The sequence below is a fragment of the Bacteroides salyersiae WAL 10018 = DSM 18765 = JCM 12988 genome, assembly GCF_000381365.1.
In the GTDB taxonomy this organism is placed as follows: domain Bacteria; phylum Bacteroidota; class Bacteroidia; order Bacteroidales; family Bacteroidaceae; genus Bacteroides; species Bacteroides salyersiae.
In genome coordinates, this window is record NZ_KB905467.1 from 129,279 (window position 1) to 154,927 (window position 25,649).

The following is a 25,649-nucleotide window of genomic DNA, read 5'->3' on the forward strand; positions in this document are numbered from 1 at the left end:
TGAATTTTAAATAATAACAGATTAATCATGAAGAAATTACTATCTCTGCCGCCGAATTTGGTTCATTGCTTTCATGAGTTGGAAGGAGTGGATACTTCGGAATGGTTTTGTACTTCCGATCCCATAGGGGCTAAGTTGGGTTCGGGGGGGGGAACAACTTGGTTGCTGCAAGCCTGTCATGAAAATTATGCTTCCGGAGAGTCCTTCCCGGGGTGGCTGGAAAACGAAAAAAGAATATTGCTTCACGCCGGTGGACAAAGTCGCCGCCTTCCCGGATATGCTCCTTCCGGAAAGATACTGACTCCGATACCTGTTTTTAGTTGGGAACGGGGACAGCGGTTGGAACAGAACTTACTGTCTCTTCAATTGCCTCTTTACGAGAGAATCATGGGTATGGCACCTGAGAAAATACATACGTTGATAGCGAGCGGTGATGTATACATCCGTTCGGAAAAGCCATTGCAGGATATTCCCGATGCTGATGTCGTGTGTTACGGGCTTTGGGTAAACCCGTCGTTGGCTACTCATCATGGGGTATTTGTTTCTGACAGGAAGACGCCGGATATACTTGATTTTATGTTGCAGAAACCTTCTCTTGCAGAGTTGGAGGGGTTGGCCAAAACACATCTTTTCCTTATGGATATCGGGATATGGCTGTTGAGTGACCGTGCCGTAGAACTTTTGATGAAGCGTTCTTTAGATAAAGATACCGGCGAGATAACCTATTATGATCTCTATTCCGATTATGGGCTTGCTCTCGGTAGCCATCCGAAGACGATAGATGAAGAGCTGAATAGTCTTTCCGTTGCCATACTGCCTTTGCCCGGAGGAGAGTTTTATCATTACGGAACAAGTCGTGAGCTTATTTCTTCTACGTTGGCTGTACAGGATAAAGTTCGCGACCAGCGTCTTATCATGCATCGGAAGGTGAAACCGAACCCGGCAATCTTTGTGCAGAACTCTTCTACTGCCATCTCTTTTTCTGCTGGAAATGCGAATCTGTGGATTGAAAACAGTTACGTGGGCAAAGGGTGGAAATTGGGCTCTTGTCAGATAATAACGGGGATACCGGAGAATGATTGGGAGATTTCTTTGCCGGACGGTATTTGTCTGGATGTGGTTCCGATGGGGGAAAATGGTTTTGTAGCACGTCCTTATGGATTGGATGATGTATTTAAAGGAGCCTTGAACTCGCCGCATACGATGTTTACCGGCATTCCTTTTACGGAGTGGATGGAGCAACGTGGTCTGTCGACCGATGATTTCCGGGGACGCATCGATGATTTACAGGCCGCTCCTGTCTTTCCGTTGACCGAGTCGGTAGAGGAACTTGGGGTACTGCTACGCTGGATGACTACTGAACCTGATCTGGCAGAAGGGCGTGCATTATGGCTGAATAGTAAAAAGTTCTCGGCCGATGAAATTTCTGCACGTGCCAATCTGCAACGGCTCTATGCCCAGCGTACAGCTTTTCGTAGGGGAAACTGGCAGGCGTTGTCGACTAATTACGAGAAGAGTGTTTTCTATCAACTTGATTTGGAAGATGCGGCTCATGGATTTGTAAAACTTGGACTTGAAACACCACGGGCTCTTCCGGACGATGCTGCACAGATGTTGCAAATGCACAACCGGATGTTACGGGCCCGTATTATGGAGTTGGAAGGCAAGCAAGACAGCCGTGAAGAAGAAAAGGCGGCATTCGGTTTGTTACGTAATGGTTTGTTGGGGCAGGTTTGCAAACAAAAGAGCCATCCTGTACTCAATGTTTATTCCGATCAGATTGTATGGGGACGCAGTCCTGTACGTGTCGATGTGGCAGGAGGTTGGACGGACACTCCTCCTTATTCGCTTTATTCCGGTGGAAATGTGGTGAACTTGTCTATTGAGTTGAACGGGCAGCCTCCTTTGCAAGTATACGTTAAGACTTGTAAGGAGCCTCATATCGTACTTCGCTCCATCGATATGGGAGCAATGGAAGTAGTGAATACTTATGAAGAGTTGCAGGATTATCGTAAGGTCGGTTCTCCTTTCTCTATACCCAAAGCTGCACTTGCACTGGCAGGTTTCATACCACAGTTTTCGGAAATCTGCTACGGTTCTTTGCAGGAACAATTGGAGGACTTTGGCGCTGGGATCGAAGTGACTTTGTTGGCTGCCATACCGGCAGGTTCCGGACTGGGAACCAGCTCCATTCTTGCTTCCACCGTGTTGGGGGCTCTTAATGATTTTTGCGGATTGGCCTGGGATAAAAATGAAATCTGCCGTTGTACATTGGTATTAGAACAGTTGCTTACGACCGGTGGAGGTTGGCAGGATCAATACGGTGGTGTATTCTCCGGTGTGAAGTTATTGCAGACGGAAGCTGGATTTGATCAGACTCCGTTGGTACGCTGGTTGCCCGATCAGCTTTTCACAAAACCGGAATACCGCGATTGTCATTTACTGTATTACACAGGCATTACCCGTACGGCAAAAGGAATATTGGGTGAGATTGTTCGTTCCATGTTTCTTAATTCCGGGAAGCATCTTGCGCTGTTGTCCGAAATGAAAGTTCATGCTTTGGATATGAATGAGGCTATCTTACGTGGCAATTTTATGAGTTATGGCAGGCTGGTAGGAAAGAGCTGGTTACAGAATAAAGCCCTTGATGCCGGTACTAATCCACCGGAAGTGGAAAAGATTATTCGTTTGATTGAAGATTACACGTTAGGACATAAATTACCGGGAGCCGGAGGCGGTGGTTATTTATATATGGTGGCAAAAGACCCGCAGGCGGCTGTACAGATTCGTCGGATATTGACAGAATATGCTCCGAACTCACGGGCTCGTTTTGTAGAGATGACCCTGTCCGACAAAGGATTGCAGGTATCCAGAAGTTAGTTATTATTAATTTCCCGTAGCATCTTCCACTTTAGATGCTGCGGGTTTTAAAAAAGATGCTATCTCTCTTGGAGGTGCATTTATTTCCGGATATAGTGAGGCATTTCTCCGGGGAGTTCCATTGATATTTCTACCAGTCCGCCTACTATTCCTTCATTAAACCAGGCAGTTTGATAAATCATCTTCTTGATGCCGTTTTTTTCTATTGTATAGGCATTACTGCCGCCGGTTTGTAGCATTTCATGTATTTTCTCCTGTGACTGTGCGTTGTGACAGGTAAGGAGATTTTTCCCAATTAGATTTCCGTATTTGGCAAACGTTTGGCATGCCTTGTCGTTCATGTAAAGGATGATTCCTTTGGTGTCGCATACGGTTACGGCACAATTCATTTCTTTAGCCCATTCGTACATAGATTCTTTTTATCTTGATTTATGGGCAAAGATACTCTTATTCATTTGAAAGACAAAAAGGGAGAAACTCTGAAATTGCTTCTCCCTATTCAAATATTCGAATAAAATTTATTATTGTACGATCACTTTGCCTGTACTGATGGATTTGCCATCGGATACGATATTATAGATATACATGCCTTTCATACGGTGGGTAGGAATTTTTACCTCTTTACTTGTGATTGCCTGGCGATGAATCATACGACCACTTTGATCACACAATTCAATGAAATTACTCGAAGTTATGTATTCTTCACCTACTTCGATTGTGAATGTTTCATTCTGGCGCACCGGATTGGGATAATTTTTGAAACTGGCGGTTTTGGTGAATTTTACCCCTGATCCCTCTGTGCTTTTATTAATTTTCCAGTAAGTAGTATTAAATACCATTTCTCCCGGATCAGTGGAGTTATTTGTTTCAAATTCATTTCTTATATAGTAATTTTTACCGAATTGAACCAGTTCGATGGTTATTTCCGCACTTCCATATCCAAAATAGGAGTTTATTGCTTCCACTGGGAGAGTACCGAGTACTGCTCCGTCTTCATTCATAACTTCTGCTTTTTGAAGAGAATAGGTAGATTGGTTACCTGTCTTCTCTTTATTGAAAGTACAAAATATATATTCTATTTTATCATCGTCATTGAATAGGTATTGACTCCATATAGAACCACTGTATGCATCATAACCGGTTAATTCATCCAAGTCAAAATCAGCGATGCCGTAAGCTACATCTGCTTCTCGGTCGTAAACGGCATTCTTGACTATAAATTGGTCGGATTTTTTTAATTCGTCATTATAAATATCAACGATGTAGTCTTTACTGCTTTCTGTAATCGTATATAAGAAAGGATTGGCTACGAAAAAGTGTGCTATTTCACTTTTAGCTGTTATGACTATCGGTTCTTCGGTTAAACTTTGTCCTTGTGCATTTATGGCAAGGATACTAAAAACTACAAGTAATAATTTTCTCATAATGATGTTTGTTTATATGATTAATATTTTGTGAATTTAGGCATTTATATTCGGAAAATAAAATGCACTAATTATCAATAGTGTTTATCGGGTATATTTGAGTGTTTATTAGCTCTTATATCGTAGTTATGTTGCAAAAAAAAGATTATTTAATTATGTAATTTTTCTTTTTGGGGGAATAAAAGTTTGTGAACAAAGGGTATAAAGATATTGTTTTAAATGATGTGCCGTAACTTCGATACACTCTGATTTGATATTTTCTCGGATTTATGCTTGTGCGGGATTTCACCGATGCGCCAACCATTCTATGTAATTTATTAATCTTTATCGGACAGTAGACAAGCCGAAAATTTCTCGGAATGAGATTTTTGCTGTTGGATTACATGCAGTAATATACGATGTCTGTTTCAATGCAGGCATGGAACATCATTTTAATTATCTAAACCTATTTATGTATGAACAAAATAAACATTAAAGACTTGTATCTTATTTTTGGAAACGAAAAGCAGAAGGCACTTCGCCTGCTGAAAGAAGGTAAAAGTAAAAGTGAAATATTGAAAGCAGCCGGATGTACGATTGCTGTTAGAGACGCAAACCTTTCGATTGACGAAGGAGAAATATTCGTTATTATGGGATTGTCCGGAAGTGGAAAATCTACTTTGTTGCGCTGTATCAATCGATTGATAAAACCGACTTCAGGAGAAGTTATTATCAACGGGACGGATATCTCTAAGGTCTCCGATAAAGAACTGTTGCAGATACGGCGCAAAGAGTTGGCTATGGTTTTTCAGAACTTCGGTTTATTGCCACATCGTACGGTACTGCATAACATTGCTTTCGGACTCGAACTTCAAGGTGTAAAACGGGAGGAAAGAGAGCGAAAGGCTATGGAAAGTATGCAATTGGTAGGATTGAAAGGATACGAGAATCAGATGGTTGGTGAACTTTCCGGTGGTATGCAGCAGCGTGTTGGGCTGGCACGGGCATTGGCCAATGATCCGGAGGTACTGTTGATGGATGAGGCCTTTTCGGCTCTTGATCCGTTGATTCGTGTACAGATGCAGGATGAGTTGCTGGCTCTGCAAGCCAAGATGAAGAAAACCATTGTATTTATTACCCATGATTTGAGTGAAGCCATTAAGTTGGGGGATCGTATTGCTATCATGAAAGATGGAGAGATCGTACAGATCGGTACTTCGGAGGAAATCTTAACGGAACCGGCCAATGGATATGTGGAACGTTTTGTGGAAAACGTGGATCGCAGTAAGATTATTACAGCCGCTTCGGTTATGATCGATAAACCGTTGGTGGCACGTTTGAAGAAAGAGGGACCGGAAGTGTTGATCCGTAAAATGCGTGAACGCAATTTAACGGTACTGCCTGTAGTGGATAATGGGAATATATTGGTGGGAGAAGTCCGGTTGAATGATTTGTTGAAGTTAAGAAAGGAACAGGTGAAGTCGATCGATTCCATCGTACGCCATGAGGTACATTCTGTATTGGGCGATACGATTCTTGAAGATATTCTGCCGTTGATGACAAAAACAAACTCACCTATCTGGGTGGTAAATGAAGACAGGGAATTCGAAGGAGTCGTTCCTCTTTCCTCTCTTATTATCGAGGTGACCGGAAAAGATAAAGAAGAAATTAATGAAATCATCCAAAACGCAATAGACTTATGATAAATATCGGAAAATATATAGAAATGGCCATAAACTGGCTTACAGATCATTTTGCTTCCTTCTTTGATGCGTTGAGCATCGGTATCGGAGGATTTATCGACGGTTTTCAGCATGTACTGTTCGGGATACCGTTTTATATAACCATTCTTGCGCTTGCTATACTTGCGTGGTTTAAGGCTGGTAAAGGAGTGGCAGTATTCACTTTGTCGGGACTGCTTCTTGTTTACGGCATGGGATTCTGGGAAGAGACGATGCAGACACTTGCCTTGGTGCTTTCTTCTACCTGTCTGGCTTTGTTGTTGGGAGTACCGATGGGAATTTGGACGGCAAACAGTGACCGTTGTAATAAAATCATGCGGCCTGTTCTGGATTTTATGCAGACAATGCCTGCTTTTGTTTATCTGATTCCGGCAGTGCTTTTCTTTGGCTTGGGGACAGTACCCGGTGTTTTTGCTACAATTATTTTTGCTATGCCTCCGGTAGTTCGCCTTACGGGATTGGGAATACGGCAGGTTCCAAAAAATGTAGTAGAAGCTTCGCGTTCGTTCGGGGCTACTCCTTGGCAGTTGCTTTATAAAGTACAATTGCCATTGGCGTTGCCTACCATTCTTACAGGGGTAAACCAAACGATTATGATGTCTTTGTCTATGGTGGTGATTGCTGCCATGATTTCGGCTGGAGGACTGGGAGAAGTAGTGCTAAAGGGGATCACCCAAATGAAAATCGGTTTAGGATTTGAAGGTGGTATAGCGGTTGTTATACTGGCCATTATTCTGGATAGGATTACTCAGGGAATAGCCGGGAAAAAGAATAAAAAATAATATAATCAGTTGATGTATGAATAATAAAATAAGAATTATTACAATAGTATTGTTTGCCGTATTTTTGTTCATCTCTTGCGGAGGCGGAGGAGAGAATAAGAAAATAAAGATCGCTTATGCTAACTGGTCGGAGGGGATTGCCATGACTTATATGGTGAGAACCATCCTTCAGGAACAGGGATATGATGTCGAATTACTGAATGCCGACCTTGCCCCGATATTTACTTCACTTTCCCGGAAAAAGGCAGATGTCTTTATGGATGTCTGGTTGCCGGTGACGATGAATGATTATATAGCACAGTATGGAGATAAATTGGAAATTATCGGGGAGGTATATGATGAGGCCCGCATCGGGTTGGTAGTGCCGGAATATGTGACTGTTAATTCAATTGATGAGTTGAATGCACAGAAAGACCGGTTTGGATCAAAAATTATCGGTATTGATGCTGGAGCGGGTATTATGCGCGCTACAGACAGTGCGATAGAGAATTATGGTTTGGATTATAAACTGATGACTTCGAGTGGCCCTGCCATGACTGCCTCATTGAAGAAAGCTATCGACAGGAACGAGTGGATAGTTGTTACGGGTTGGACACCGCATTGGATGTTCGACCGTTTTAAATTGAAGATATTGGAGGATCCTAAAAAGGCTTATGGTGCTGCAGAAAAGATTTATACAGTTGCATGGAGAGGGTTTTCAGAGAAGAATCCGTTTGTGGCCCGGTTTTTCAAAAATATTCGTTTGACAGACGAAGAGATCAGCTCATTGATGACTGCTATGGAGGAAACAGAAAAGACAGAAAAGGAAGCAGCCCGGCAATGGGTTAGTGAACATCGGGAACTGGTGGACAGCTGGATACCGGTGCAGTCACAATAAAAGTGAAAGGCGGAAATCCACGAGGGACTTCCGCCTTTTCTTTATTTAATAAGTCGATTTATTTATTCAGCAACACCCCAAGCTTGGTTAGCCAAACGCTTGTAGTTGTTGTAACGCCATTTAGCATTGTCTTCAGCAGCCTGGAAGAGTTCTTCTGCTTCTGCAGGATACTGCTTCATTACAGATGCATAACGAACTTCACCTTTCAGGAAGCCCTTGAAGTCGTCCCAGTTCGGTTCTTTGCTGTCCAGCATGAACGGATTTTTGCCTTCTGCTTCCAAAGCCGGGTTGTAACGCCACAAGTGCCAGTAACCACACTTAACAGCTTTTTCTTCCTCTTCCTGGCTCTTACCCATACCGGCTTTCAGACCGTGGTTGATACATGGAGCATAAGCGATGATAAGTGACGGACCGGGATATGCTTCAGCTTCACGGATTGCTTTCAGCGTCTGAGCTTGGTCAGCACCCATAGCGATCTGAGCAACATATACATAACCGTAGGTAGTGGCCATCAGACCGAGGTCTTTCTTGCGTACGCGCTTACCGGAAGCAGCGAACTTAGCGATAGCACCTACCGGAGTAGCTTTAGAAGACTGTCCGCCAGTATTTGAGTAAACCTCTGTGTCGAGAACGAGGATGTTAACGTCTTTGCCGGAAGCGATAACGTGGTCGAGACCACCGTAACCGATATCGTAAGATGCACCGTCACCACCGATGATCCACTGGCTGCGTTTTACCAAATATTGAGTCAGGCCTTTCAACTCTTTGCTAATCGGGCAACCGGCTGCAATACCTTGCTCGATGATAGCTTCGATTTGAGGTGCAAGCTCTTTGGTCTTGTCAGCATCGTACATATTTTCGATCCATGCTTTCAGCACTTCTTTTGCTTCGGCAGGAGCGTTTTCGCCTTCCAGAATCTGGTTGAACAATTTTACGATACGTGCGCGCATTTTCTCGTTAGCGAGTTCCATACCTAATCCGAATTCACAGAAGTCTTCGAACAGAGAGTTAGCCCATGCGGGACCGTGACCCTTTTCGTTGGTGGTATACGGAGTTGAAGGAACTGAGCCGGAGTAGATAGAAGAACATCCGGTAGCGTTAGCAACCATTTCACGGTCACCGAACAATTGAGAAATCAATTTCACGTACGGAGTTTCACCACAGCCGGAGCAAGCACCGGAGAATTCGAACAACGGAGTTGCGAACTGAGAATTCTTAACGTTGGCTTTGATGTCAACCAAATGCTGTTTGCTCTTCACGTTATCGGCACAGTAAGTCCAGTTAGCAGCTTCTGCCAATTGGCTTTCGAGGTGTTTCATGGTCAATGCCTTGCCACCCTTTTTCGGATTACCCGGACAGATGTCGGCACAGTTACCGCAACCTAAGCAGTCGAGAACGTCAACTTGGATACGGAATGTCATACCATCGAATACCTTACCCACAGCTTTTAATGTTTCGAAGTTAGCACCTTTCTGCTCTTCTGCATCGAGTACGAACGGACGGATAGAAGCGTGAGGACAAACGTAAGCACATTTGTTACATTGGATACAGTTTTCCGGATTCCATTCGGGTACGAATGCTGCTACACCGCGTTTTTCGTATTTAGCAGTTCCCTGATGCCAAGTTCCGTCTTCAATGCCTTTGAATGCAGATACCGGCAGCAAGTCGCCGTCCTGTGCATTGATAGGACGAACCACTTCGTTGATGAATGCAGGATCGTTGTTTTCTGCTTTGGCGTCATCGGCCAGGTTAGCCCATGCAGGATCAACCGGCAACTGTTTGTATTCGCCACCACGGTCAACGGCTGCATAGTTCTTATTAACGATATCTTCGCCCTTCTTGCCATAAGATTTAACGATGAATTTCTTCATCTGTTCTACGGCTTGTTCTACAGGGATAACGCCTGTGATGCGGAAGAATGCAGATTGAAGGATAGTATTGGTACGGTTGCCCAAACCGATTTCCTGTGCAATCTGAGTAGCGTTGATGTAATATACGGAGATGTTGTTTTTTGCAAAATACTTCTTCACACGGTTAGGCAGATTCTTAGCCAGTTCTTCACCTTCCCAGATTGTGTTCAGCAAGAAAGAACCGTTTTTACGCAAACCGCGGGTTACGTCGTACATATGCAGGTAAGCCTGAACGTGGCAGGCCACAAAGTTCGGAGTGTTTACCAGATAAGTAGAACGGATCGGATTATCACCGAAACGCAGGTGAGAGCAAGTGAAACCTCCTGATTTTTTAGAGTCGTAAGAGAAATAAGCCTGACAGTGCTTATCAGTGTTGTCACCGATAATCTTAACAGAGTTCTTGTTTGCGCCTACTGTACCGTCAGCACCCAGTCCATAGAATTTAGCTTCGAACATACCTTCACCGCCCAATGCGATTTCTTCTTCTTGAGGAAGAGAAGTGAAAGTAACGTCGTCTACGATACCGATAGTAAAGTGGTTCTTCGGCATTGGCATAGCCAAATTCTTGAATACAGCGATGATTTGAGCCGGAGTAGTATCTTTAGAACCCAGACCATAACGACCGCCAACGATAACCGGAGCATTTTCCGTGCCATAGAAGCAGTCTTTAACATCCAGATATAAAGGTTCACCGTTAGCACCCGGTTCTTTTGTACGGTCGAGAACTGCGATTGTCTTAGCAGTCTTAGGCACGGCAGCCAGGAAGTGCTTGGCAGAGAACGGACGGTACAGATGAACTGCAACCATACCTACTTTCTCGCCGTTAGCAACGAGGTGGTCGATTGCTTCACGGGCAGCTTCTGTTACAGAACCCATTGCGATGATTACGCGTTCTGCATCTTCTGCTCCGTAGTAATCGAACAAGCCGTATTTACGGCCGGTGATTTTAGAAATTTCATTCATGTACTCTTCTACGATAGCGGGTACTGCTTCATAGTAGTTGTTGCATGATTCACGGTGCTGGAAGAAGTGGTCGGGGTTTTCTGCCATACCACGGGCAACCGGAGACATCGGATTCAGTGCACGGGCACGGAACTCAGCCAAAGCTTCCTGATCGATCAACGGAGCGAGGTCTTCGTTTTCCAGCATTTCGATCTTCTGGATTTCGTGCGAGGTGCGGAAACCGTCGAAGAAGTTCATGAAAGGAACACGGGCTTTGATTGTAGCCAGGTGGGCAACACCAGCCAAGTCCATAACTTCCTGTACAGAACCTTCGGCCAGCATGGCGAAACCTGTCTGACGGGCAGACATTACATCCTGGTGGTCACCGAAGATACACAGTGCGTGAGAAGCCAGTGTACGAGCCGATACGTGGAATACGCAAGGCAGGAATTCGCCGGCAATCTTATACATGTTCGGGATCATCAAAAGAAGACCCTGAGAAGCGGTATAGGTAGTAGTCAACGCACCTGCCTGAAGAGAACCGTGAACTGCACCGGCAGCACCACCTTCAGATTGCATTTCCTGTACCAATACTGTTTCGCCGAAGATGTTCTTACGTCCTGCGGCAGCCCATTCGTCTACATATTCAGCCATTGTAGAAGAGGGGGTGATGGGGTAGATAGCAGCTACTTCAGAAAACATATACGAGATATGTGCAGCAGCTTGGTTACCATCACAAGTGATGAATTTCTTCTGTTTAGTCATAACTAAAAATTAATATTTAAGTAAATAAATCATTTCAAAATACGGATAAGGGAGTAAATGCTTCTTATAGCTCATGGCGTTTTCATCAAGTATTAGTATAAAAAGCCGAACATCCAGAGAGGTATCTGGTTGCCGCGGCCTATTTCCGCTTTTTGCAGGGCATACGTCACGTTAGGATTATTTTTTATTTTAGTCCCTTCGCAGCATATTCTGAACGGCATCACTTCATCCACCATGAACGAAATATTCTTGTCTCCCTTATGCACCTTGTGGTCTTTCCACATGGTATTCACAAAGAAAGTGTCGAGCACATCCTGTTCTTCCACTTTTACCGGATAAATGGAGTACATCAGATTGGAGTTGTGCATCATGATCTTTGACGGCTTCTTGGGAAATTCTTCTCCCTTCGGATAAACCAGATTGATGAGGCGGGCATCTGCCAGATATTTGATGTAATTCATTACCGTAGCGCGTGATGTCTGTATATCGGTTGCCAATTGGCTCACGTTGGGAGCTTTGGGACCGTCTACAGCCAACAAATATAGTAATTTTTTTATCTTTGAAAGATATTTCAGTTCAATTTGTTTGATAAGAAGAATATCTACCTCTACCATCATGTTCATTGTCTTGAGCAGGTTTTCCGAAAAATTACGTTTTTCGAGGAAAAAAGGGTAGAAGCCGTGATGCAGATAATCTTGGAAAAAGTCCAACGGGCGTACTTTGGAAAGTATTCCTTTGGCTATCTGCTCGTGGTTACTGAGTATTTCTTCAAGGGAGTAGGCACGGAATTTCATCCCTGTCTGCAGGTTGAGAAATTCACGGAAAGAGAATCCGCGTAGGTTGTAGCTCTTTACGATGTCGCGCAATTCGAGGTTTTCTTCCTTTAGCCGCATTACTGACGAACCGGTGAAGACAATCTTCAGATTCGGGAAACGGTCATAGCACATACGCAATTCTTTGCTCCAGTCCGGGTGTTTGAACACTTGGTCTATCAACAGCACTTTGCCGCCGCGCTTCTGAAACTCGTTGACGAAATCGACAAGACTATGGCCGGAGAAATAGAAATTGTTCATGTTAATAAAGAGACAGGAACGGTCCGTTCCGAACTTCTCTTTGGCATACTGGAGGAGGAAAGTGGTTTTTCCTACGCCACGGGTCCCTTTGATACCGATCAGACGGTCGCTCCAATCGATTTCGTCCATCAAATCACGACGAACAGGAGCGTTGGTGTGCTCAACAAGGTAAGCGTGTGTGCGGTAGAATGATTCCATTTCTTTTTAGGTTTTTCGGGTGGCAAATATAGTTCTTTTTCTGATAATTGCAAAGTAGAGATAGCAAAATTGTGTTTTTGTTTAGTAACTTTAGTGCTTCTTTCAAGAAGGAGTCATACCGGATGGTGGAACATTGCCGGAGTTTGTCGTTTTGTCAAATTGGTATTTCCATTACTTCAGGAGTGCATTTTATGCGGGTTACGGGACTGTCGAACGGAAATAATGCAGCCATTTCAATTAGCTGTTTGTGTTTTTGCTGCTCAACTTTGTTTATCGAGGGACAAATGTAGTAAAACTTTGCTTGTTTCTGATGATTTGTTTTAAAGAATATCTATTTAGCTTTCTTTTGGTTGTGGAAAATAGGATGTGTAAGCGAGATTGTTAGGCGGCAGATTCGAGAGAGTAAGCGAAATTTGAGGGTGAAAGGAGAATAAAAACAGGTGATGAGAATTGAACACGGTCTAAAATACAGTTCTTCTTGATGCAAAATGCAATTCTTCCCGGTAAAGAATACGATTCTTGTCGGTCTAAAATAGGATTCATCCCGGTACAAAATGCATTTTATTTCGGATCAGAGTGTACTTTAGTGTGTATATTTGCAAAATATTCTTCGGTGATCGGTCTGTTTGCACCTCTTTGTAGGAAGAAGGTGTCAGTAAGAACAGTGATTCAGAGAAAAAAGGATTGGAATATGAAGATAATAAGAACAAAATGACAAAACGGGAACTTTATCTGTTTAACCCGGACAACGACTTGTCATTGGCAAGCGGAGAGGTGAATTATATGCCTCCTGCCACTGCCAGACGGATGGCGGAGGAGTTGGCTTTATTGCCGGCTTGGTATGCTTCGGCAGGAAGTGCCGTGCTGGCACCTTCAGCCTATAATCTTGCTTTTCTTCGTGAGATGCAGGAGTGTTTGTCTCTACCGGTGGAGTTGGTAACCGAACCGGAAGTAGCTTCGATATCAAATTTGAAGCCGGTGCCTTGGGGATGGAATCCGGCTTTGAAGAGACGGCTCCGGTGTTTGGGGATGCCGGAAACGGAATTGCCTGCTGAGCCGTATCTGGAAAAATTACGGCATTTGTCCCACAGAAGCCAGGCGGTAGAATTATTGCCCTGTTTACAATTGGATGAATCTTTTTGTGGGGAATCTTTTTATCTGACGCAACCGGAAGAATGGTGTCGTTTTGTTGAGAGCCGTGCTTCTTGTCTGCTGAAAGCACCGCTTTCGGGTAGCGGTAAGGGGCTGAACTGGTGTAAAGGGGCATACACTGCTTTTATAGCCGGCTGGTGTAAGCGTGTGGCGGCGCTGCAAGGCGGCATAATAGCAGAGCCCGTATATAATAAGGTAATCGATTTTGCCATGGAATTCTTTTCGGATGGTGTAGGGAAGGTGGTTTTTGTAGGATATTCCATATTCTCTACCAATGCGAGTGGAGCTTATGATGGCAATCTGTTGTTGCCCGATGAGGAGATTGAACGACGTCTTTCTGCCTATGTGCCAAAGGTATCTTTTGATAGACTGAAACGTAAGTTGGAGGAAGAATTGTCCTCTCGTTTCGGTTCTGTCTATTCGGGCTATCTCGGTGTGGATATGATGGTTTGCCGGTTTCCTTCCGGAGAAGTTGAATATCGGATTCATCCCTGCGTGGAGATTAATCTACGGATGAATATGGGAGTGGTAGCACATTTTATTTATAAAAGGTATGTCATGTCCGGGGCTTCCGGTCGTTTTTTGATTACTTACCATCCGGTTTCCGGTGAAGCTATGCAGGCACACGAACAGATGAGGGCGGGGTATCCGCTTCAATTGAAGGAGGAGAAAGTGGTGGCTGGCTATATGCCGTTGGTGCCGGTCACTAATCGGAGTGCATACCGGGCATGGATCGAGGTGGGGTAGACGGTTATTTACTCTTGCACGGCTTTTCCTTCGTTTCCATATCGGTCTACTGCTGTTACGGCAAAGTATACTTTTCTATTCCATGGCTGGAGAGGGGCATAGATGTATTCCGTTCCCCGTATGCCTTGTGCAATGATGTTTTCCGGCCGGGTGGTGTCCACCGGATAGACATCCGAAGCATAAACCACATATCTCGGTGCGTTCATTTTGTCGTTGTCTGTGGCTGCTTGCCAAGTTAACGATGTATAGCCGTCTTTCCCGGAAATTACTTTCAGTCCGGACGGTGCACTGGGCGGGACATTGTCCAGCCATGGCATGGCCGGTTGCAGGGCAGGATGAGCATAAAAGTTTTCTGTCAGTTCGTCGTAGATGCCTTGTGTGTTATCCATCAGGTACTTTGCCCGATAATGGGCTTCTCCTGCCAGCTTGTGTTTACGGATAAAGTTGATTTGCCGGTCCACATCCTCCCGTATCCAATTTCCCTCGTCGGGATGCAGGAAGTAGATACCCAATCCCGGTATAATCTGCCGGCCGTTGCATTGTTCCTGCCAGTCGAGTACGAAAGGATAAAAATTGTTCTGTCGGAAATACATCATGGGGTAGATCTGGTCTTGTATACCTTCGCCCATCCATCCTTGCGGATCTTGATATACGGTATGGAAAGCATTCCAGCCACGTGAAGAGTACCGGGAGGTATCTTTGTATTTTCCTACCGGGCAAGTGCTTACCTTTACCCATGGTTTGATCTCTTTTACACCTTTATATATATAGCGCACTATGTCTGTCAGATTGTCTCGACGCCACTGGTCCAGTGTCCTGCCTTTGCCGTAACGGCGGAAGTCATAGCTATCCGGAAAACGGGGCGCATTTTCGGGGTAACGCAAGTAGTCGAAATGTACACCGTCTACATCATAACGGGTTACCACTTCCCGCACCAACTTCATCAGGTATTCTTTCGTAGACGGGTGTCCCGGATTGAGGAAATATTCATTTTTATAGGGAATACATATCTCTTTTCTTTTTTTCGTAACGGATTTATTTCCCAGTTTGGCCACATGCTTTTTGTTTCCCAACGGAAGGGCTACCATCCAGGCATGACATTCCATACCCCGCTTATGACATTCGCGCACAGCAAAAGCCAATGGATCATATCCCGGATCGCCATCTACTTTTCCGGTCAGGATGGAGTTATACGGTTCGATAGAAGATTTGTAGAGCACATCTCCCCGTGTTCGGGTCTGGAATAATACGGTATTGAAATTAGCGGCTTTCAGTTTATCGAGAATTTCTATCAACTCTTCCTGTTGGCGGCGGATACCTGCGGGCGTTGTTGCCTTTGTTTGCGGCCAGTCCAATCCATACACGGCTGTTACCCATGCGGCACGAACCTCATATTTCGGTTGTGCTCCTGCGGGAGTCAGTGACAGAGTGAGAAATAGAAAGAGAAGATAACGGCGCATTACTGTTTGTATTTTGTTATAAATGGCAGCAAAGTTAGTAAAAGTGTCGGTATTCTTGTGCGTTTCATGGGATTATGTTACATTTGCGTCTGTTAAACCAGAAACACGTCATGATTACATTTACGCTGTGCCTGTTGGCACTTATTGTCGGATATTTTACTTATGGACGCTTGATGGAACGGATTTTCGGACCCGACGACCGAAAGACCCCGGCCTTGACAAAGGCCGACGGAGTGGATTATATCCCGTTGCCTACGTGGAAGATTTTCATGATACAGTTTCTCAATATCGCAGGGCTCGGTCCTATTTTTGGGGCGATTATGGGGGCAAAATTTGGTACTTCTTCTTATTTATGGATCGTATTCGGAAGTATCTTTGCCGGTGCTGTTCATGATTATTTTGCCGGAATGCTTTCATTGAGAAACGGTGGAGAGAGTTTGCCGGAGATCGTCGGTCGCTATTTGGGATTGACAACCAAGCAGGTGATGCGTGGCTTTACGGTTATTCTAATGATTTTGGTAGGATCGGTGTTCGTTGCCGGACCGGCGGGATTATTGGCAAAACTGACACCGGAATCACTGGATACGACTTTTTGGATCATTGTGGTCTTTGCGTACTATATCCTTGCTACCTTGTTGCCGGTAGATAAGATTATCGGGAAAATATATCCTGTATTTGCCATCGCTTTGCTGTTTATGGCAGTCGGCATCGTTGTGATGCTTTATGTGCATCATCCGGCATTACCGGAACTGTGGGACGGGTTGCAAAACACGAATCCGGATGCTGCAGCATTACCTATTTTCCCGATTATGTTTGTCAGCATTGCTTGTGGGGCTATCTCCGGATTTCATGCTACGCAAAGTCCGTTGATGGCGCGTTGTATGACTTCAGAGCGTTACGGACGTCCGGTATTTTACGGGGCAATGATTACCGAGGGTATTGTTGCATTGATTTGGGCGGCAGCTGCCACCTATTTCTTTCATGAGAATGGAATGGAAGAGAATAATGCCTCGGTTATTGTAGATTCGATCACAAAAGGTTGGCTGGGTGCAGTCGGTGGGGTATTAGCTATTTTGGGAGTTATTGCCGCACCTATTACTTCGGGAGATACGGCTTTTCGTTCGGCCCGTCTCATTGTAGCCGATTTTCTGGGCTTGGAACAAAAAAGTATGCGCCGCCGTTTGTATATTTGTATCCCGATGTTTGTGGCAGCTATCGGTCTGTTGCTTTACAGCTTGAGTGATGCAAATGGGTTCAATATGATCTGGCGTTACTTTGCCTGGGCGAATCAGACGCTTGCCGTATTTACTCTGTGGGCCATTACGGTTTATCTGGTACGTTCAGGAAAACCTTATTGGATAACGTTGATACCGGCCTTATTCATGACGGCTGTCTGCTCCACTTATATTTGTATTGCTCCCGAAGGATTAGGACTTACGCATACCTTGTCGTATATCATCGGAGGAATTTGCACAGGGGTAGGGGTTGCTTGGTTTATCGTATGGAAAGGGCGATCGGCTCTTAAAAATAATAAATGATTAATTTAAACCTGATGAAGAAGTTAAAAAAGTCGACTTGGGTCACTCTGGCCCTTCTTATTTATGTTTCTGTGACGGCGGCTTATTTGTTGCCGCGCAATACGGAAGTAAGTGATACGGAGAAATATATTACTCTTGCGATCTCGTATGTCATTGTTTTTATTCTCTGGCTGGTATTGAGACAAAAGGAGAAGTTACAGCAACGTCGTCGTGAAGAAGAGCATTATACAAATCTAAAGAAATAAGTGTATGAAGAAATTAGTATTGGTTGTTTGTTTGCTGGTGGCCTCGTTAGCTGCCCGGGCACAGTTTGAACAAGGAAAGTGGATTATTAACCCGTCGCTTACCGGATTGAACTTTTCATATAGCAATAGTGAAAAAGCACAGTTTGGTATCGGGGCGAAAGCCGGTGCGTTCCTTGCCGAAGGAATAGCCTTGATGGTGGAAGCAAGTGCTGATTGGAGTAAGCCGATAGATGTTTATACGATAGGAACCGGCACTCGTTTTTATTTTAATAAAACAGGCGTTTTTCTGGGTGCCGGCCTTGACTTGAACCGTTATCGCATGAAAGGCGGTCACACTGGTACCGAATGGGGAGTGGGTATTGAAGCAGGATACGCTTATTTCCTTTCACGTACGGTTACTATCGAACCGGCGATATACTACAAATGGCGCTTCAACGACAGCGACCTGTCTAAATTCGGCTTCAAGGTAGGATTCGGATTCTACTTTTAGAAGAGGAAGCCTCTCCCCAACCCTCTCCGTGGGAGAGGGAGCTAAGTTAGTTTTGTAACTGATTAATAAACAATAGTATCTTTACCCCCTCTCCCACGGAGAGGGTGGGGGAGAGGCCTATAGTTTTTCTTGTAGAAACTGCCCCGTATAGCTGTTTTTGCAGGCTGCTATCTCTTCTGGGGTTCCTGTAGCTACGATATATCCTCCTTTATCTCCTCCTTCCGGTCCAAGATCGATGATATGGTCGGCACATTTTATCATATCCATATTGTGTTCAATGATGATAATGGTATGTCCCCGACGGATGAGGGCGTCGAATGCGTCCAGTAATTTTCGGATATCATGGAAGTGTAGTCCTGTAGTCGGTTCGTCGAAGATAAACAGAGTAGGATCTGCTTTTTCCTGGCTTAAGTAATAAGCAAGTTTCACACGTTGGTTCTCACCTCCCGATAGAGTAGAGGAAGACTGTCCGAGTTTGATATACCCCAATCCTACATCTTGCAATGGAGTCAGTTTTTTAACGATCTTCTTCTGTCCGTGCTCAGTGAAGAACTCAATGGCTTGGTTTACGGTCATCTCCAATACGTCGTAAATGTTCTTTTCGTGGAATTTGACTTCCAAGGTATCCGTTTTGAAGCGTTTTCCGTGACAGGATTCACATTCGAGCACCAAGTCGGCCATAAACTGCATTTCAACGGTAATGGTTCCGTCTCCTTTACACTCTTCGCAACGGCCTCCTTCGCTGTTGAAACTAAAGAATCCGGCTGAATATCCCATCTGCTTGGCTAAAGGCTGTTCAGCCCATAGTTTGCGTATTTCATCGTATGCTTTGATGTAAGTTACCGGATTCGAACGTGAGGATTTGCCAATGGGGTTTTGATCGACGAACTCGATGTTACGCAGGTTGCGGATGTCGCCCCCGATCGAAGCAAATTCTCCCGGGCGATCACTGCATTCATCCAGTTCCCGTTTCAATGCCCGATAGAAGATATCGCGAACCAATGTACTCTTTCCCGAACCGGATACGCCGGTTACTACTGTCATTACATTCAATGGGAAACGTACATCAACCCCTTTCAGATTATTTTCCCGGGCTCCTTTTATTTCAATGTAATTATTCCAGGGACGGCGGTGATCGGGTACGGGAATTTGCTCTTCTCCCAACAGGTAGCGTACGGTATGACTGTTGCTGCCTTTTTGCAGATTTTTCATGTCACCTTGGTAGACTACTTCCCCTCCCAGGCGTCCGGCATTCGGACCGATATCGATAATATAGTCGGCTGCACGGATAATCTCTTCGTCGTGCTCTACTACCACTACCGTATTGCCCAATGCCTGTAACTCGCGCAATACATGAATCAAGCGGTCGGTGTCGCGGCTGTGTAATCCGATACTCGGTTCATCGAGAATATAAAGACTGCCTACCAGACTGCTCCCCAAAGACGTGGCCAGATTGATACGTTGGCTTTCACCGCCGGATAACGAATTGCTAAGACGGTTTAGTGTCAGGTATCCCAATCCTACATCGATGAGAAAACGGATCCGGCTGTTGATCTCCAATAGGATACGGCGGGCGACTTCGGTGTCGTGCGGATCCAGTTGAAGGGTATCGAAAAACTTTTTTAATTCTGTGATCGGCAGGTCTACCAATTCCGATATGCTGTGTCCGCCTACACGAACGTATCCCGCTTCCGGTTTCAGTCGGGTGCCGTGGCACTTGGGGCAGAGTGTCTTTCCCCTATAGCGTGCAAGCATTACGCGGTATTGTATTTTATATTGGTTTTCTTCCAGCATCTTAAAGAAAGCATGGATACCTTCGAAATATTTAGTTCCTTCCCACAACATGCGGCGTTGTTCGTCCGTCAGTTCAAAATAGGGGGTGAATATCGGCAGACCGGCTTTTTCTGCATTATGGATTACCATATCTTTCCATTCCCCCATTTTTTCGCCACGCCAGCATACGATTGCTCCGTCATAAACGGAGAGTGACCGATTGGGCACTACCAGATGTTCGTCAATACCGATTACCTTGCCGAAGCCTTCGCATACGGGGCAAGCTCCTATAGGAGAATTGAATGAGAACATCTGATCGTTCGGTTCTTCGAACGTGATACCGTCGGCTTCGAATTTAGTGCTGAATGTATGTAATTGGGTTGTTCCGTCCGGCAGATAAAAACGCAACATGCACATGCCGTCTCCTTCATACATAGCGGTTTCGGCCGAATCCGTCAGACGGCTGATGGCATCTTTCGTGCCGGCCACCGCCATACGGTCTACCAATAAGTATACCGTGTCCTCTGTTCCCGGCTTGTATTCGTCGATACGGACCATTTCTCCGTTTACTTCGATCCGGTTGAATCCCTGTTTGAGGTCTATTTCTAATTGTTGTTCTATACTACGGCCTTCGCGTAGGAGTATTTGGGTGAGTACAGTATAGCGTGTTCCTTCCGGATAGGAAAGCATACAGTTTACAATATCTTCCGTAGAGTGTTTCTTTACTTCCTGACCGCTTATCGGGCTGTATGTTTTTCCTACACGTGCATACAGTAATCGCAGGTATTCGTAAATCTCGGTCGATGTACCTACGGTCGAGCGGGGATTGCGACTGTTTACTTTCTGTTCAATAGCAATCGCAGGAGGGATACCTTTGATGAAATCACATTCCGGCTTGCTCATTCGTCCCAAAAACTGCCGGGCATAACTGCTGAGACTTTCGACATAGCGTCTTTGCCCTTCGGCGTAAAGTGTATCGAATGCCAGTGATGATTTGCCCGAACCCGAAAGTCCGGTGATAACGACAAGTTTGTTTCGTGGAATATCTACATCAATGTTTTTCAGGTTGTTAACTCTGGCTCCTTTGATCGATATGAAGTTATTTTCTGACATATAATGTTCCTTTCTATAGATGGTCGGCAAAGTTAGCGATTTTATCGGCAGGACGTAGCAGGAAGCGACTTGTCCGACAGGTTAAGATATGTTATAATTTGAAATAAGTCATGACCGGTTGTTAATAAAAGCAGTAATTTAGTCACGACATTAAGTCTTGAAAATAAAAGAATTGGCTTATGAAACGTATTCGGGTTATTTCCTGTTTAGTCATTCTTCTTTTTGCATATAACCTCCCTATACGGAGCATAGACAAAACAAAGAATTTGGAAGTCTTGGCCGATAGTGCCCGGCATTTGTTAGGAAAAAGTGGATTTGTACCGGTGAATACCGCATGGATGCAGTTAGCACGGGATTTAAATGATTCTATTCAAATGGAAGCGGCTTATTCCGAACTGTTCGACCATTATTATCGGTTGGGCGAAGTGGATAGTTTGAGAATTGTGGGATATGAGTTGATGGACTGGTATACAAGGCGTAATAAAAAGGATGAACGTTATCAGTTGTGGCGTCATTACATTCAACGATTGACCGAAAATGGAAAACAAGACGAAGCGATAGCGGAAACAGAACTGCTGAGTAAAGATGCAGAGAAGAATAACAGCCGTTACGGGCAAGCCTGCGGTGAAATGTGTATCGGATATAATCATCGGGTATTCAGTAATAACGTCAAACTCTGTATTGAATATTATAACAATGCTCTTAAGATTTTTGAGGAAGCCAAATACTACGAAGATGCCTACGTGGTTTGCTTGAATATTGTGCAGACTTACCTTGCCCGGCAGGAGTATGAAAACGTGCATTCATACCTCGATCGGTTAGAAAAGATTGCCACGGAAATAAAGACATCGGGAAAAGAGTTGCGTGCTCCTCTTTATATGCGTTTTTTACAGTTTCGTGTCATCGCTACTCTTGCCGGTAAGGGAGAAAATGCTGCCGGAAAATACTTGCATGAGACTGATGAGTTTTATTTGAAACATCCGGATTGCACGGCAAAAGATGCATGGTTCGGATACAAAATCATGTGTTACCGAACCATGGGAAAGGTTGACGATGTTTTGTCTTATCTGGATTCTTTGCAAAACTACCACAAGTCTATCGGGGCCTGTTATCCTTCCAATTTGTTGTTTAAAGCACAATGTCTTGAGTCTATGAGACGGTTTAAGGAAGCCTGTAAAGCCTATACTTACTATAATCAGGTGAATGATTCTGTCCGTTCGGTAGAACTGGACGATAAATTAAGCAAATATACGATTCAGTTTGATGTAGACAAACTACAAATGGAGAAGTTGGAGTTGAGTGCCGAAGTCAACCGGAACCGTTTGATTGCCGTTCTTACGGGAAGTACCTGTATTCTGATTCTGTTGATCATCCTTTCCTATTTTTATATCCGGACATTGGCAATGAATAAGAAGCTCGATGCGGCCAATAAGGCTGTAGTAAAAGCCAGTCGGATAAAAAGCTCTTTTATACAGCATATTACACATGAAATTCGTACCCCTCTGAATTCTATTGTTGGTTTTTCTTCGTTAATAGCTGCCGGTGGTGTGAGCGAAGAGGAGAATAGGGAATATGCCGCACAGATAGAAAGCAGTAATGCTTATCTGCTCGATCTGGTAAATAATGTGGTGGATATAGCCGATATGGATTCTCTGACGGAGGACATGCCTAAACGTTCTTTTGATGTGGATACCTGTTGCAAGGAGTGTGTTTCTGAAATACTTCCGTCCGTCAAAGAGGGGGTCGAATTGCAATACGTTCCTTCTTTGGCACCGGTAATGATGTTGGCTGTTTATCCGTGGGTGAAACGGGTACTCCTTGCTTTGCTTGCTAATGCCGGAAAATTTACGGAAACCGGTATCATCCGCCTGTCTTATACGGAGGATAAACAGAAACGGCTCGTCCGTTTTATAGTCGAAGATACCGGACCGGGCATTGACGCGCAGTATAAAGAATCCATTTTCGAACGGTTCGTCAAGGTTGATAATTTTACTCCGGGCACAGGGCTGGGGCTTGCCGTCGCCCGTCAGATTATGGATATTGTAGACGGAAAAATATATCTGGATACGACTTATCTGGATGGAGCACGTTTTGTAGTGGAATGGCCTGTCGGATAGTTGGAGATAATTCAGATTGTATTATCTTTGCGGTCATATACATAGATTGAGAATAAACATATGAATCTGAAAACCTTTACTATTTTGTTGGCCTTACTCCTTGCAGTAGGAGTGAAGGCACAGACGCCGGGCAATGCCCATCCGAAACGTGAGTTTCGCGCTGCGTGGATACAGACTGTCAACGGACAATTTAAAGGAATGTCTACTGAAAAAATAAAGCAGACGCTTGTTGGACAACTGAACTCTTTGCAGGGTGCCGGTATTAATGCGATTATCTTTCAAGTACGCCCGGAAGCCGATGCTTTGTATGCTTCACAATTGGAACCTTGGAGCCGTTTTCTGACAGGAATACAAGGTCAGGCGCCTTCTCCTTATTGGGATCCTATGCAGTTTATGATTGATGAATGTCATAAACGTGGGATGGAATTTCATGCATGGATTAATCCTTATCGGACGAAAACCAATCAGAATAACGATTTGGCTGCCAATCATGTTTATAACATTCATCCGGAGTGGTTTGTTACTTATGGCAATCAGTTGTATTTTGATCCGGCTTTGCCCGAAAGCCGTAAACACATTTGTATGGTGATTACCGATATTGTTTCCCGTTATGATGTGGATGCGATTCATATGGATGATTATTTTTATCCTTATCCGATTTCCGGTAAGGATTTTCCGGATGATGCCAGTTTTGCCCGTTATGGCGGTGGCTTTTCAAACAAGGCCGACTGGCGTCGCAGCAATGTCAATATTCTGATAAAGAAGATTCATGAGACGATCCGTGAGATAAAGCCGTGGGTGAAATTCGGTATCAGTCCTTTTGGTATTTACCGGAATGAAAGCAGTGACCCGCTTGGAAGTAAAACGAACGGTTTGCAGAATTATGACGATCTGTATGCAGATGTTCTTCTTTGGGCACGTCAAGGTTGGGTTGACTATAATATACCGCAGATTTATTGGGAAGTAGGACATCCGCGTGCCGATTATGAAACATTGGTCAAATGGTGGGCAAAGAATACGGAAAACCGGCCTCTGTTTATCGGGCAGTCTGTGATGAATACCGTTCAGCATGCCGATCCTGATAATTCTTCAATCAATCAGTTACCGCGTAAGATGGCTTTGCAACGTGCCTATCAGACGATTGGCGGAAGTTGCCAATGGCCGGCCAGTGCTGTAATAGAAAATGCCGGAAAATATCGTGATGCTTTGGTACAGGAATATCACAAATATCCCGCGCTTGTTCCTGTTTTTGATTTTATGGATAATAAAGCACCTGATAAAGTGCGTAAGGTAAAGAAGGTATGGACCGCCGACGGCTATCTGCTTTTCTGGACTGCTCCGAAAGCAGAGGATGAAATGGACAAAGCTGTTCAGTATGTGGTTTATCGCTTTGATAACAAAGAAGATGTTGATCTTGAAGATCCTTCCCATATTGTAGCTGTTACTCGTAATAATTTCTACAAGATGCCTTATGAAAACGGTAAGACTAAATATCGCTATGTCGTAACAGCACTCGACCGCTTGCATAACGAATCTAAATCGGTAAGCAAAAAAGTAAAACTCTAATAAAGGGAGATCGAAAAAGGGAGATGGGAGAATGGAGATGGGAGAAGTAGGCTGTGCTATCACGCTGTATAGTACTTCTTTCCTCTCCATTCTCCCATCTCCCCTCTTTTAATAAAGTATTAGTCCGGCAATTCCGCAAGCAATAATCATTAATATGGGGTTTGCTTTGTATTTTTTTGTTCCTACAAAGGCTATTAGGAAGATGATAACACTCACTACGAATGTATAAGTATCTTTAGTTGGCGAACCAAAGTTTTCTACATTCATAAGTACCAATGCTGCCGATGCAAGTAATCCTACGACTGCCGGCCGTAAGCCGCTAAATACAGATTCTACTACCGGATGTTTCTGATACTTCAGAAAGAATTTACTGATTGTCAACATTAAAATAAATGAAGGTAGTACTACTGCAAAGGTAGCGATAATTGATCCCCATACACTGCCCGTTGATGTAAATCCTACATAGGTTGCTGCATTGATACCGATAGGGCCCGGAGTCATTTGGCTGATAGCCACAATATCTGTAAATTCCTGAGAACTGACCCATCCGTAACGGGTCACCACCTCTCCCTGTATCATAGAGAGCATCGCATATCCACCTCCGAAACCAAAGAGTCCGATTTTGAAGAAAGTATAGAAGAGTTGTAAATAGATCATAAAGTTAGTGATTAATGATTAGACATGAACTGATTATTTTTTTTCAGACAGAAGAACAAATAAGCTGCCTGTAAAGGCTATACAAGAAATATGTTCTTTTGTTCTTCTGTCTTCTGAATCGATTCAAAACCAACTTAGCTCCCTCTCCCACGGAGAGGGCTGGGGGGGAGACTTCAAAACTGGTTAGTAATAAGCAATCAGTGATTAATGACAAGTAGT

General features: G+C 44.3%; 17 protein-coding genes. 10 read left to right on the top strand and 7 right to left on the bottom strand.

Features of this window, described 5'->3' with window-relative positions; all coding sequences use genetic code 11:
- The first annotated feature begins 27 nt into the window (after positions 1 to 27).
- A complete protein-coding gene (locus tag HMPREF1532_RS11870; RefSeq protein WP_005929651.1) occupies positions 28 to 2,880 on the top strand; it encodes a bifunctional fucokinase/fucose-1-phosphate guanylyltransferase in 2,853 nt (950 codons plus the stop codon).
- 80 nt (positions 2,881 to 2,960) lie between these two features.
- On the opposite strand, the gene HMPREF1532_RS11875 is transcribed toward HMPREF1532_RS11870, so the two are convergent.
- A complete protein-coding gene (locus tag HMPREF1532_RS11875; RefSeq protein ID WP_005929654.1) occupies positions 2,961 to 3,290 on the bottom strand; it encodes a PAS domain-containing protein in 330 nt (109 codons plus the stop codon).
- A 111-nt stretch (positions 3,291 to 3,401) separates the two neighbouring features.
- Positions 3,402 to 4,304 (bottom strand): T9SS type A sorting domain-containing protein, encoded by a 903-nt coding sequence (locus tag HMPREF1532_RS11880; RefSeq protein WP_005929656.1) that lies wholly within the window; start codon positions 4,302 to 4,304, stop codon positions 3,402 to 3,404.
- A gap of 455 nt (positions 4,305 to 4,759) precedes the next feature.
- Here HMPREF1532_RS11880 and HMPREF1532_RS11885 point away from each other — a divergent pair, with 455 nt between their 5' ends.
- Genes HMPREF1532_RS11885 through HMPREF1532_RS11895 form a run of 3 tightly spaced genes read left to right on the top strand, consistent with a single transcriptional unit; the run spans position 4,760 to position 7,684 of the window.
- Positions 4,760 to 5,986, top strand: a complete 1,227-nt coding sequence (locus tag HMPREF1532_RS11885; RefSeq protein WP_005929657.1) for a quaternary amine ABC transporter ATP-binding protein — start codon at positions 4,760 to 4,762, stop codon at positions 5,984 to 5,986.
- Positions 5,983 to 6,807: an ABC transporter permease gene (locus HMPREF1532_RS11890; protein ID WP_005929659.1), complete on the top strand. Its 825-nt coding sequence runs from the start codon at positions 5,983 to 5,985 to the stop codon at positions 6,805 to 6,807. The genes HMPREF1532_RS11885 and HMPREF1532_RS11890 overlap by 4 nt, the downstream gene beginning before the upstream one ends.
- Positions 6,808 to 6,823: 16 nt before the next feature.
- Complete coding sequence (locus HMPREF1532_RS11895; protein WP_005929661.1) at positions 6,824 to 7,684, top strand: glycine betaine ABC transporter substrate-binding protein; 861 nt, start codon at positions 6,824 to 6,826, stop codon at positions 7,682 to 7,684.
- A 62-nt stretch (positions 7,685 to 7,746) separates the two neighbouring features.
- Here HMPREF1532_RS11895 and nifJ read toward each other — a convergent pair whose 3' ends face one another.
- Together nifJ and HMPREF1532_RS11905 are read right to left on the bottom strand one after the other, a co-directional pair.
- Complete coding sequence (nifJ, locus tag HMPREF1532_RS11900) at positions 7,747 to 11,301, bottom strand: pyruvate:ferredoxin (flavodoxin) oxidoreductase (RefSeq protein ID WP_005929663.1); 3,555 nt, start codon at positions 11,299 to 11,301, stop codon at positions 7,747 to 7,749.
- A 92-nt stretch (positions 11,302 to 11,393) separates the two neighbouring features.
- Positions 11,394 to 12,572, bottom strand: a complete 1,179-nt coding sequence (locus tag HMPREF1532_RS11905) for an ATP-binding protein (protein ID WP_005929664.1) — start codon at positions 12,570 to 12,572, stop codon at positions 11,394 to 11,396.
- A gap of 711 nt (positions 12,573 to 13,283) precedes the next feature.
- Between HMPREF1532_RS11905 and HMPREF1532_RS11915 the strand changes: the two genes are divergently transcribed.
- Positions 13,284 to 14,471 carry a hypothetical protein gene (locus HMPREF1532_RS11915; protein ID WP_005929669.1) on the top strand — a complete coding sequence of 396 codons (1,188 nt, stop codon included), beginning with the start codon at positions 13,284 to 13,286 and terminating at the stop codon, positions 14,469 to 14,471.
- Between the two features lie 8 nt (positions 14,472 to 14,479).
- Here the strand turns inward: HMPREF1532_RS11915 and HMPREF1532_RS11920 are convergent, their stop codons facing one another.
- A complete protein-coding gene (locus HMPREF1532_RS11920; protein ID WP_005929671.1) occupies positions 14,480 to 15,931 on the bottom strand; it encodes a glycoside hydrolase family 10-like protein in 1,452 nt (483 codons plus the stop codon).
- A 110-nt stretch (positions 15,932 to 16,041) separates the two neighbouring features.
- Between HMPREF1532_RS11920 and HMPREF1532_RS11925 the strand changes: the two genes are divergently transcribed.
- The 3 genes from HMPREF1532_RS11925 to HMPREF1532_RS11935 are packed head-to-tail and all read left to right on the top strand — an operon-like array spanning position 16,042 to position 18,204.
- On the top strand, positions 16,042 to 17,469 hold the full coding sequence (locus HMPREF1532_RS11925) for a carbon starvation CstA family protein (protein WP_005929674.1): 1,428 nt from the start codon (positions 16,042 to 16,044) through the stop codon (positions 17,467 to 17,469).
- Positions 17,470 to 17,483: 14 nt separating this feature from the next.
- The gene (locus HMPREF1532_RS11930) at positions 17,484 to 17,714 is read left to right on the top strand and encodes a hypothetical protein (protein ID WP_025819133.1); all 231 of its coding nucleotides are present in this window, start codon (positions 17,484 to 17,486) and stop codon (positions 17,712 to 17,714) included.
- Between the two features lie 4 nt (positions 17,715 to 17,718).
- Positions 17,719 to 18,204 (top strand): outer membrane beta-barrel protein, encoded by a 486-nt coding sequence (locus HMPREF1532_RS11935; RefSeq protein ID WP_005929680.1) that lies wholly within the window; start codon positions 17,719 to 17,721, stop codon positions 18,202 to 18,204.
- Between the two features lie 117 nt (positions 18,205 to 18,321).
- Here HMPREF1532_RS11935 and uvrA read toward each other — a convergent pair whose 3' ends face one another.
- A complete protein-coding gene (uvrA, locus tag HMPREF1532_RS11940) occupies positions 18,322 to 21,090 on the bottom strand; it encodes an excinuclease ABC subunit UvrA (RefSeq protein ID WP_005929683.1) in 2,769 nt (922 codons plus the stop codon).
- 179 nt (positions 21,091 to 21,269) lie between these two features.
- Between uvrA and HMPREF1532_RS11945 the strand changes: the two genes are divergently transcribed.
- Complete coding sequence (locus tag HMPREF1532_RS11945) at positions 21,270 to 23,207, top strand: sensor histidine kinase (protein ID WP_005929686.1); 1,938 nt, start codon at positions 21,270 to 21,272, stop codon at positions 23,205 to 23,207.
- 60 nt (positions 23,208 to 23,267) lie between these two features.
- On the top strand, positions 23,268 to 24,773 hold the full coding sequence (locus HMPREF1532_RS11950; RefSeq protein WP_005929689.1) for a glycoside hydrolase family 10-like protein: 1,506 nt from the start codon (positions 23,268 to 23,270) through the stop codon (positions 24,771 to 24,773).
- Positions 24,774 to 24,881: 108 nt separating this feature from the next.
- Here HMPREF1532_RS11950 and HMPREF1532_RS11955 read toward each other — a convergent pair whose 3' ends face one another.
- On the bottom strand, positions 24,882 to 25,430 hold the full coding sequence (locus HMPREF1532_RS11955) for a chromate transporter (RefSeq protein ID WP_005929691.1): 549 nt from the start codon (positions 25,428 to 25,430) through the stop codon (positions 24,882 to 24,884).
- Positions 25,431 to 25,649 lie beyond the last annotated feature (219 nt).

What these genes read in the sequence shown, in the direction of transcription:
- HMPREF1532_RS11870 (WP_005929651.1), top strand. Translation starts at nt 28, where the DNA reads ATGAAGAAATTACTATCTCTGCCGCCGAATTTGGTTCATTGCTTTCAT.
- HMPREF1532_RS11875 (WP_005929654.1), bottom strand. Translation starts at nt 3,290, where the DNA reads ATGTACGAATGGGCTAAAGAAATGAATTGTGCCGTAACCGTATGCGAC.
- HMPREF1532_RS11880 (WP_005929656.1), bottom strand. Translation starts at nt 4,304, where the DNA reads ATGAGAAAATTATTACTTGTAGTTTTTAGTATCCTTGCCATAAATGCA.
- HMPREF1532_RS11885 (WP_005929657.1), top strand. Translation starts at nt 4,760, where the DNA reads ATGAACAAAATAAACATTAAAGACTTGTATCTTATTTTTGGAAACGAA.
- HMPREF1532_RS11890 (WP_005929659.1), top strand. Translation starts at nt 5,983, where the DNA reads ATGATAAATATCGGAAAATATATAGAAATGGCCATAAACTGGCTTACA.
- HMPREF1532_RS11895 (WP_005929661.1), top strand. Translation starts at nt 6,824, where the DNA reads ATGAATAATAAAATAAGAATTATTACAATAGTATTGTTTGCCGTATTT.
- nifJ (WP_005929663.1), bottom strand. Translation starts at nt 11,301, where the DNA reads ATGACTAAACAGAAGAAATTCATCACTTGTGATGGTAACCAAGCTGCT.
- HMPREF1532_RS11905 (WP_005929664.1), bottom strand. Translation starts at nt 12,572, where the DNA reads ATGGAATCATTCTACCGCACACACGCTTACCTTGTTGAGCACACCAAC.
- HMPREF1532_RS11915 (WP_005929669.1), top strand. Translation starts at nt 13,284, where the DNA reads ATGACAAAACGGGAACTTTATCTGTTTAACCCGGACAACGACTTGTCA.
- HMPREF1532_RS11920 (WP_005929671.1), bottom strand. Translation starts at nt 15,931, where the DNA reads ATGCGCCGTTATCTTCTCTTTCTATTTCTCACTCTGTCACTGACTCCC.
- HMPREF1532_RS11925 (WP_005929674.1), top strand. Translation starts at nt 16,042, where the DNA reads ATGATTACATTTACGCTGTGCCTGTTGGCACTTATTGTCGGATATTTT.
- HMPREF1532_RS11930 (WP_025819133.1), top strand. Translation starts at nt 17,484, where the DNA reads ATGAAGAAGTTAAAAAAGTCGACTTGGGTCACTCTGGCCCTTCTTATT.
- HMPREF1532_RS11935 (WP_005929680.1), top strand. Translation starts at nt 17,719, where the DNA reads ATGAAGAAATTAGTATTGGTTGTTTGTTTGCTGGTGGCCTCGTTAGCT.
- uvrA (WP_005929683.1), bottom strand. Translation starts at nt 21,090, where the DNA reads ATGTCAGAAAATAACTTCATATCGATCAAAGGAGCCAGAGTTAACAAC.
- HMPREF1532_RS11945 (WP_005929686.1), top strand. Translation starts at nt 21,270, where the DNA reads ATGAAACGTATTCGGGTTATTTCCTGTTTAGTCATTCTTCTTTTTGCA.
- HMPREF1532_RS11950 (WP_005929689.1), top strand. Translation starts at nt 23,268, where the DNA reads ATGAATCTGAAAACCTTTACTATTTTGTTGGCCTTACTCCTTGCAGTA.
- HMPREF1532_RS11955 (WP_005929691.1), bottom strand. Translation starts at nt 25,430, where the DNA reads ATGATCTATTTACAACTCTTCTATACTTTCTTCAAAATCGGACTCTTT.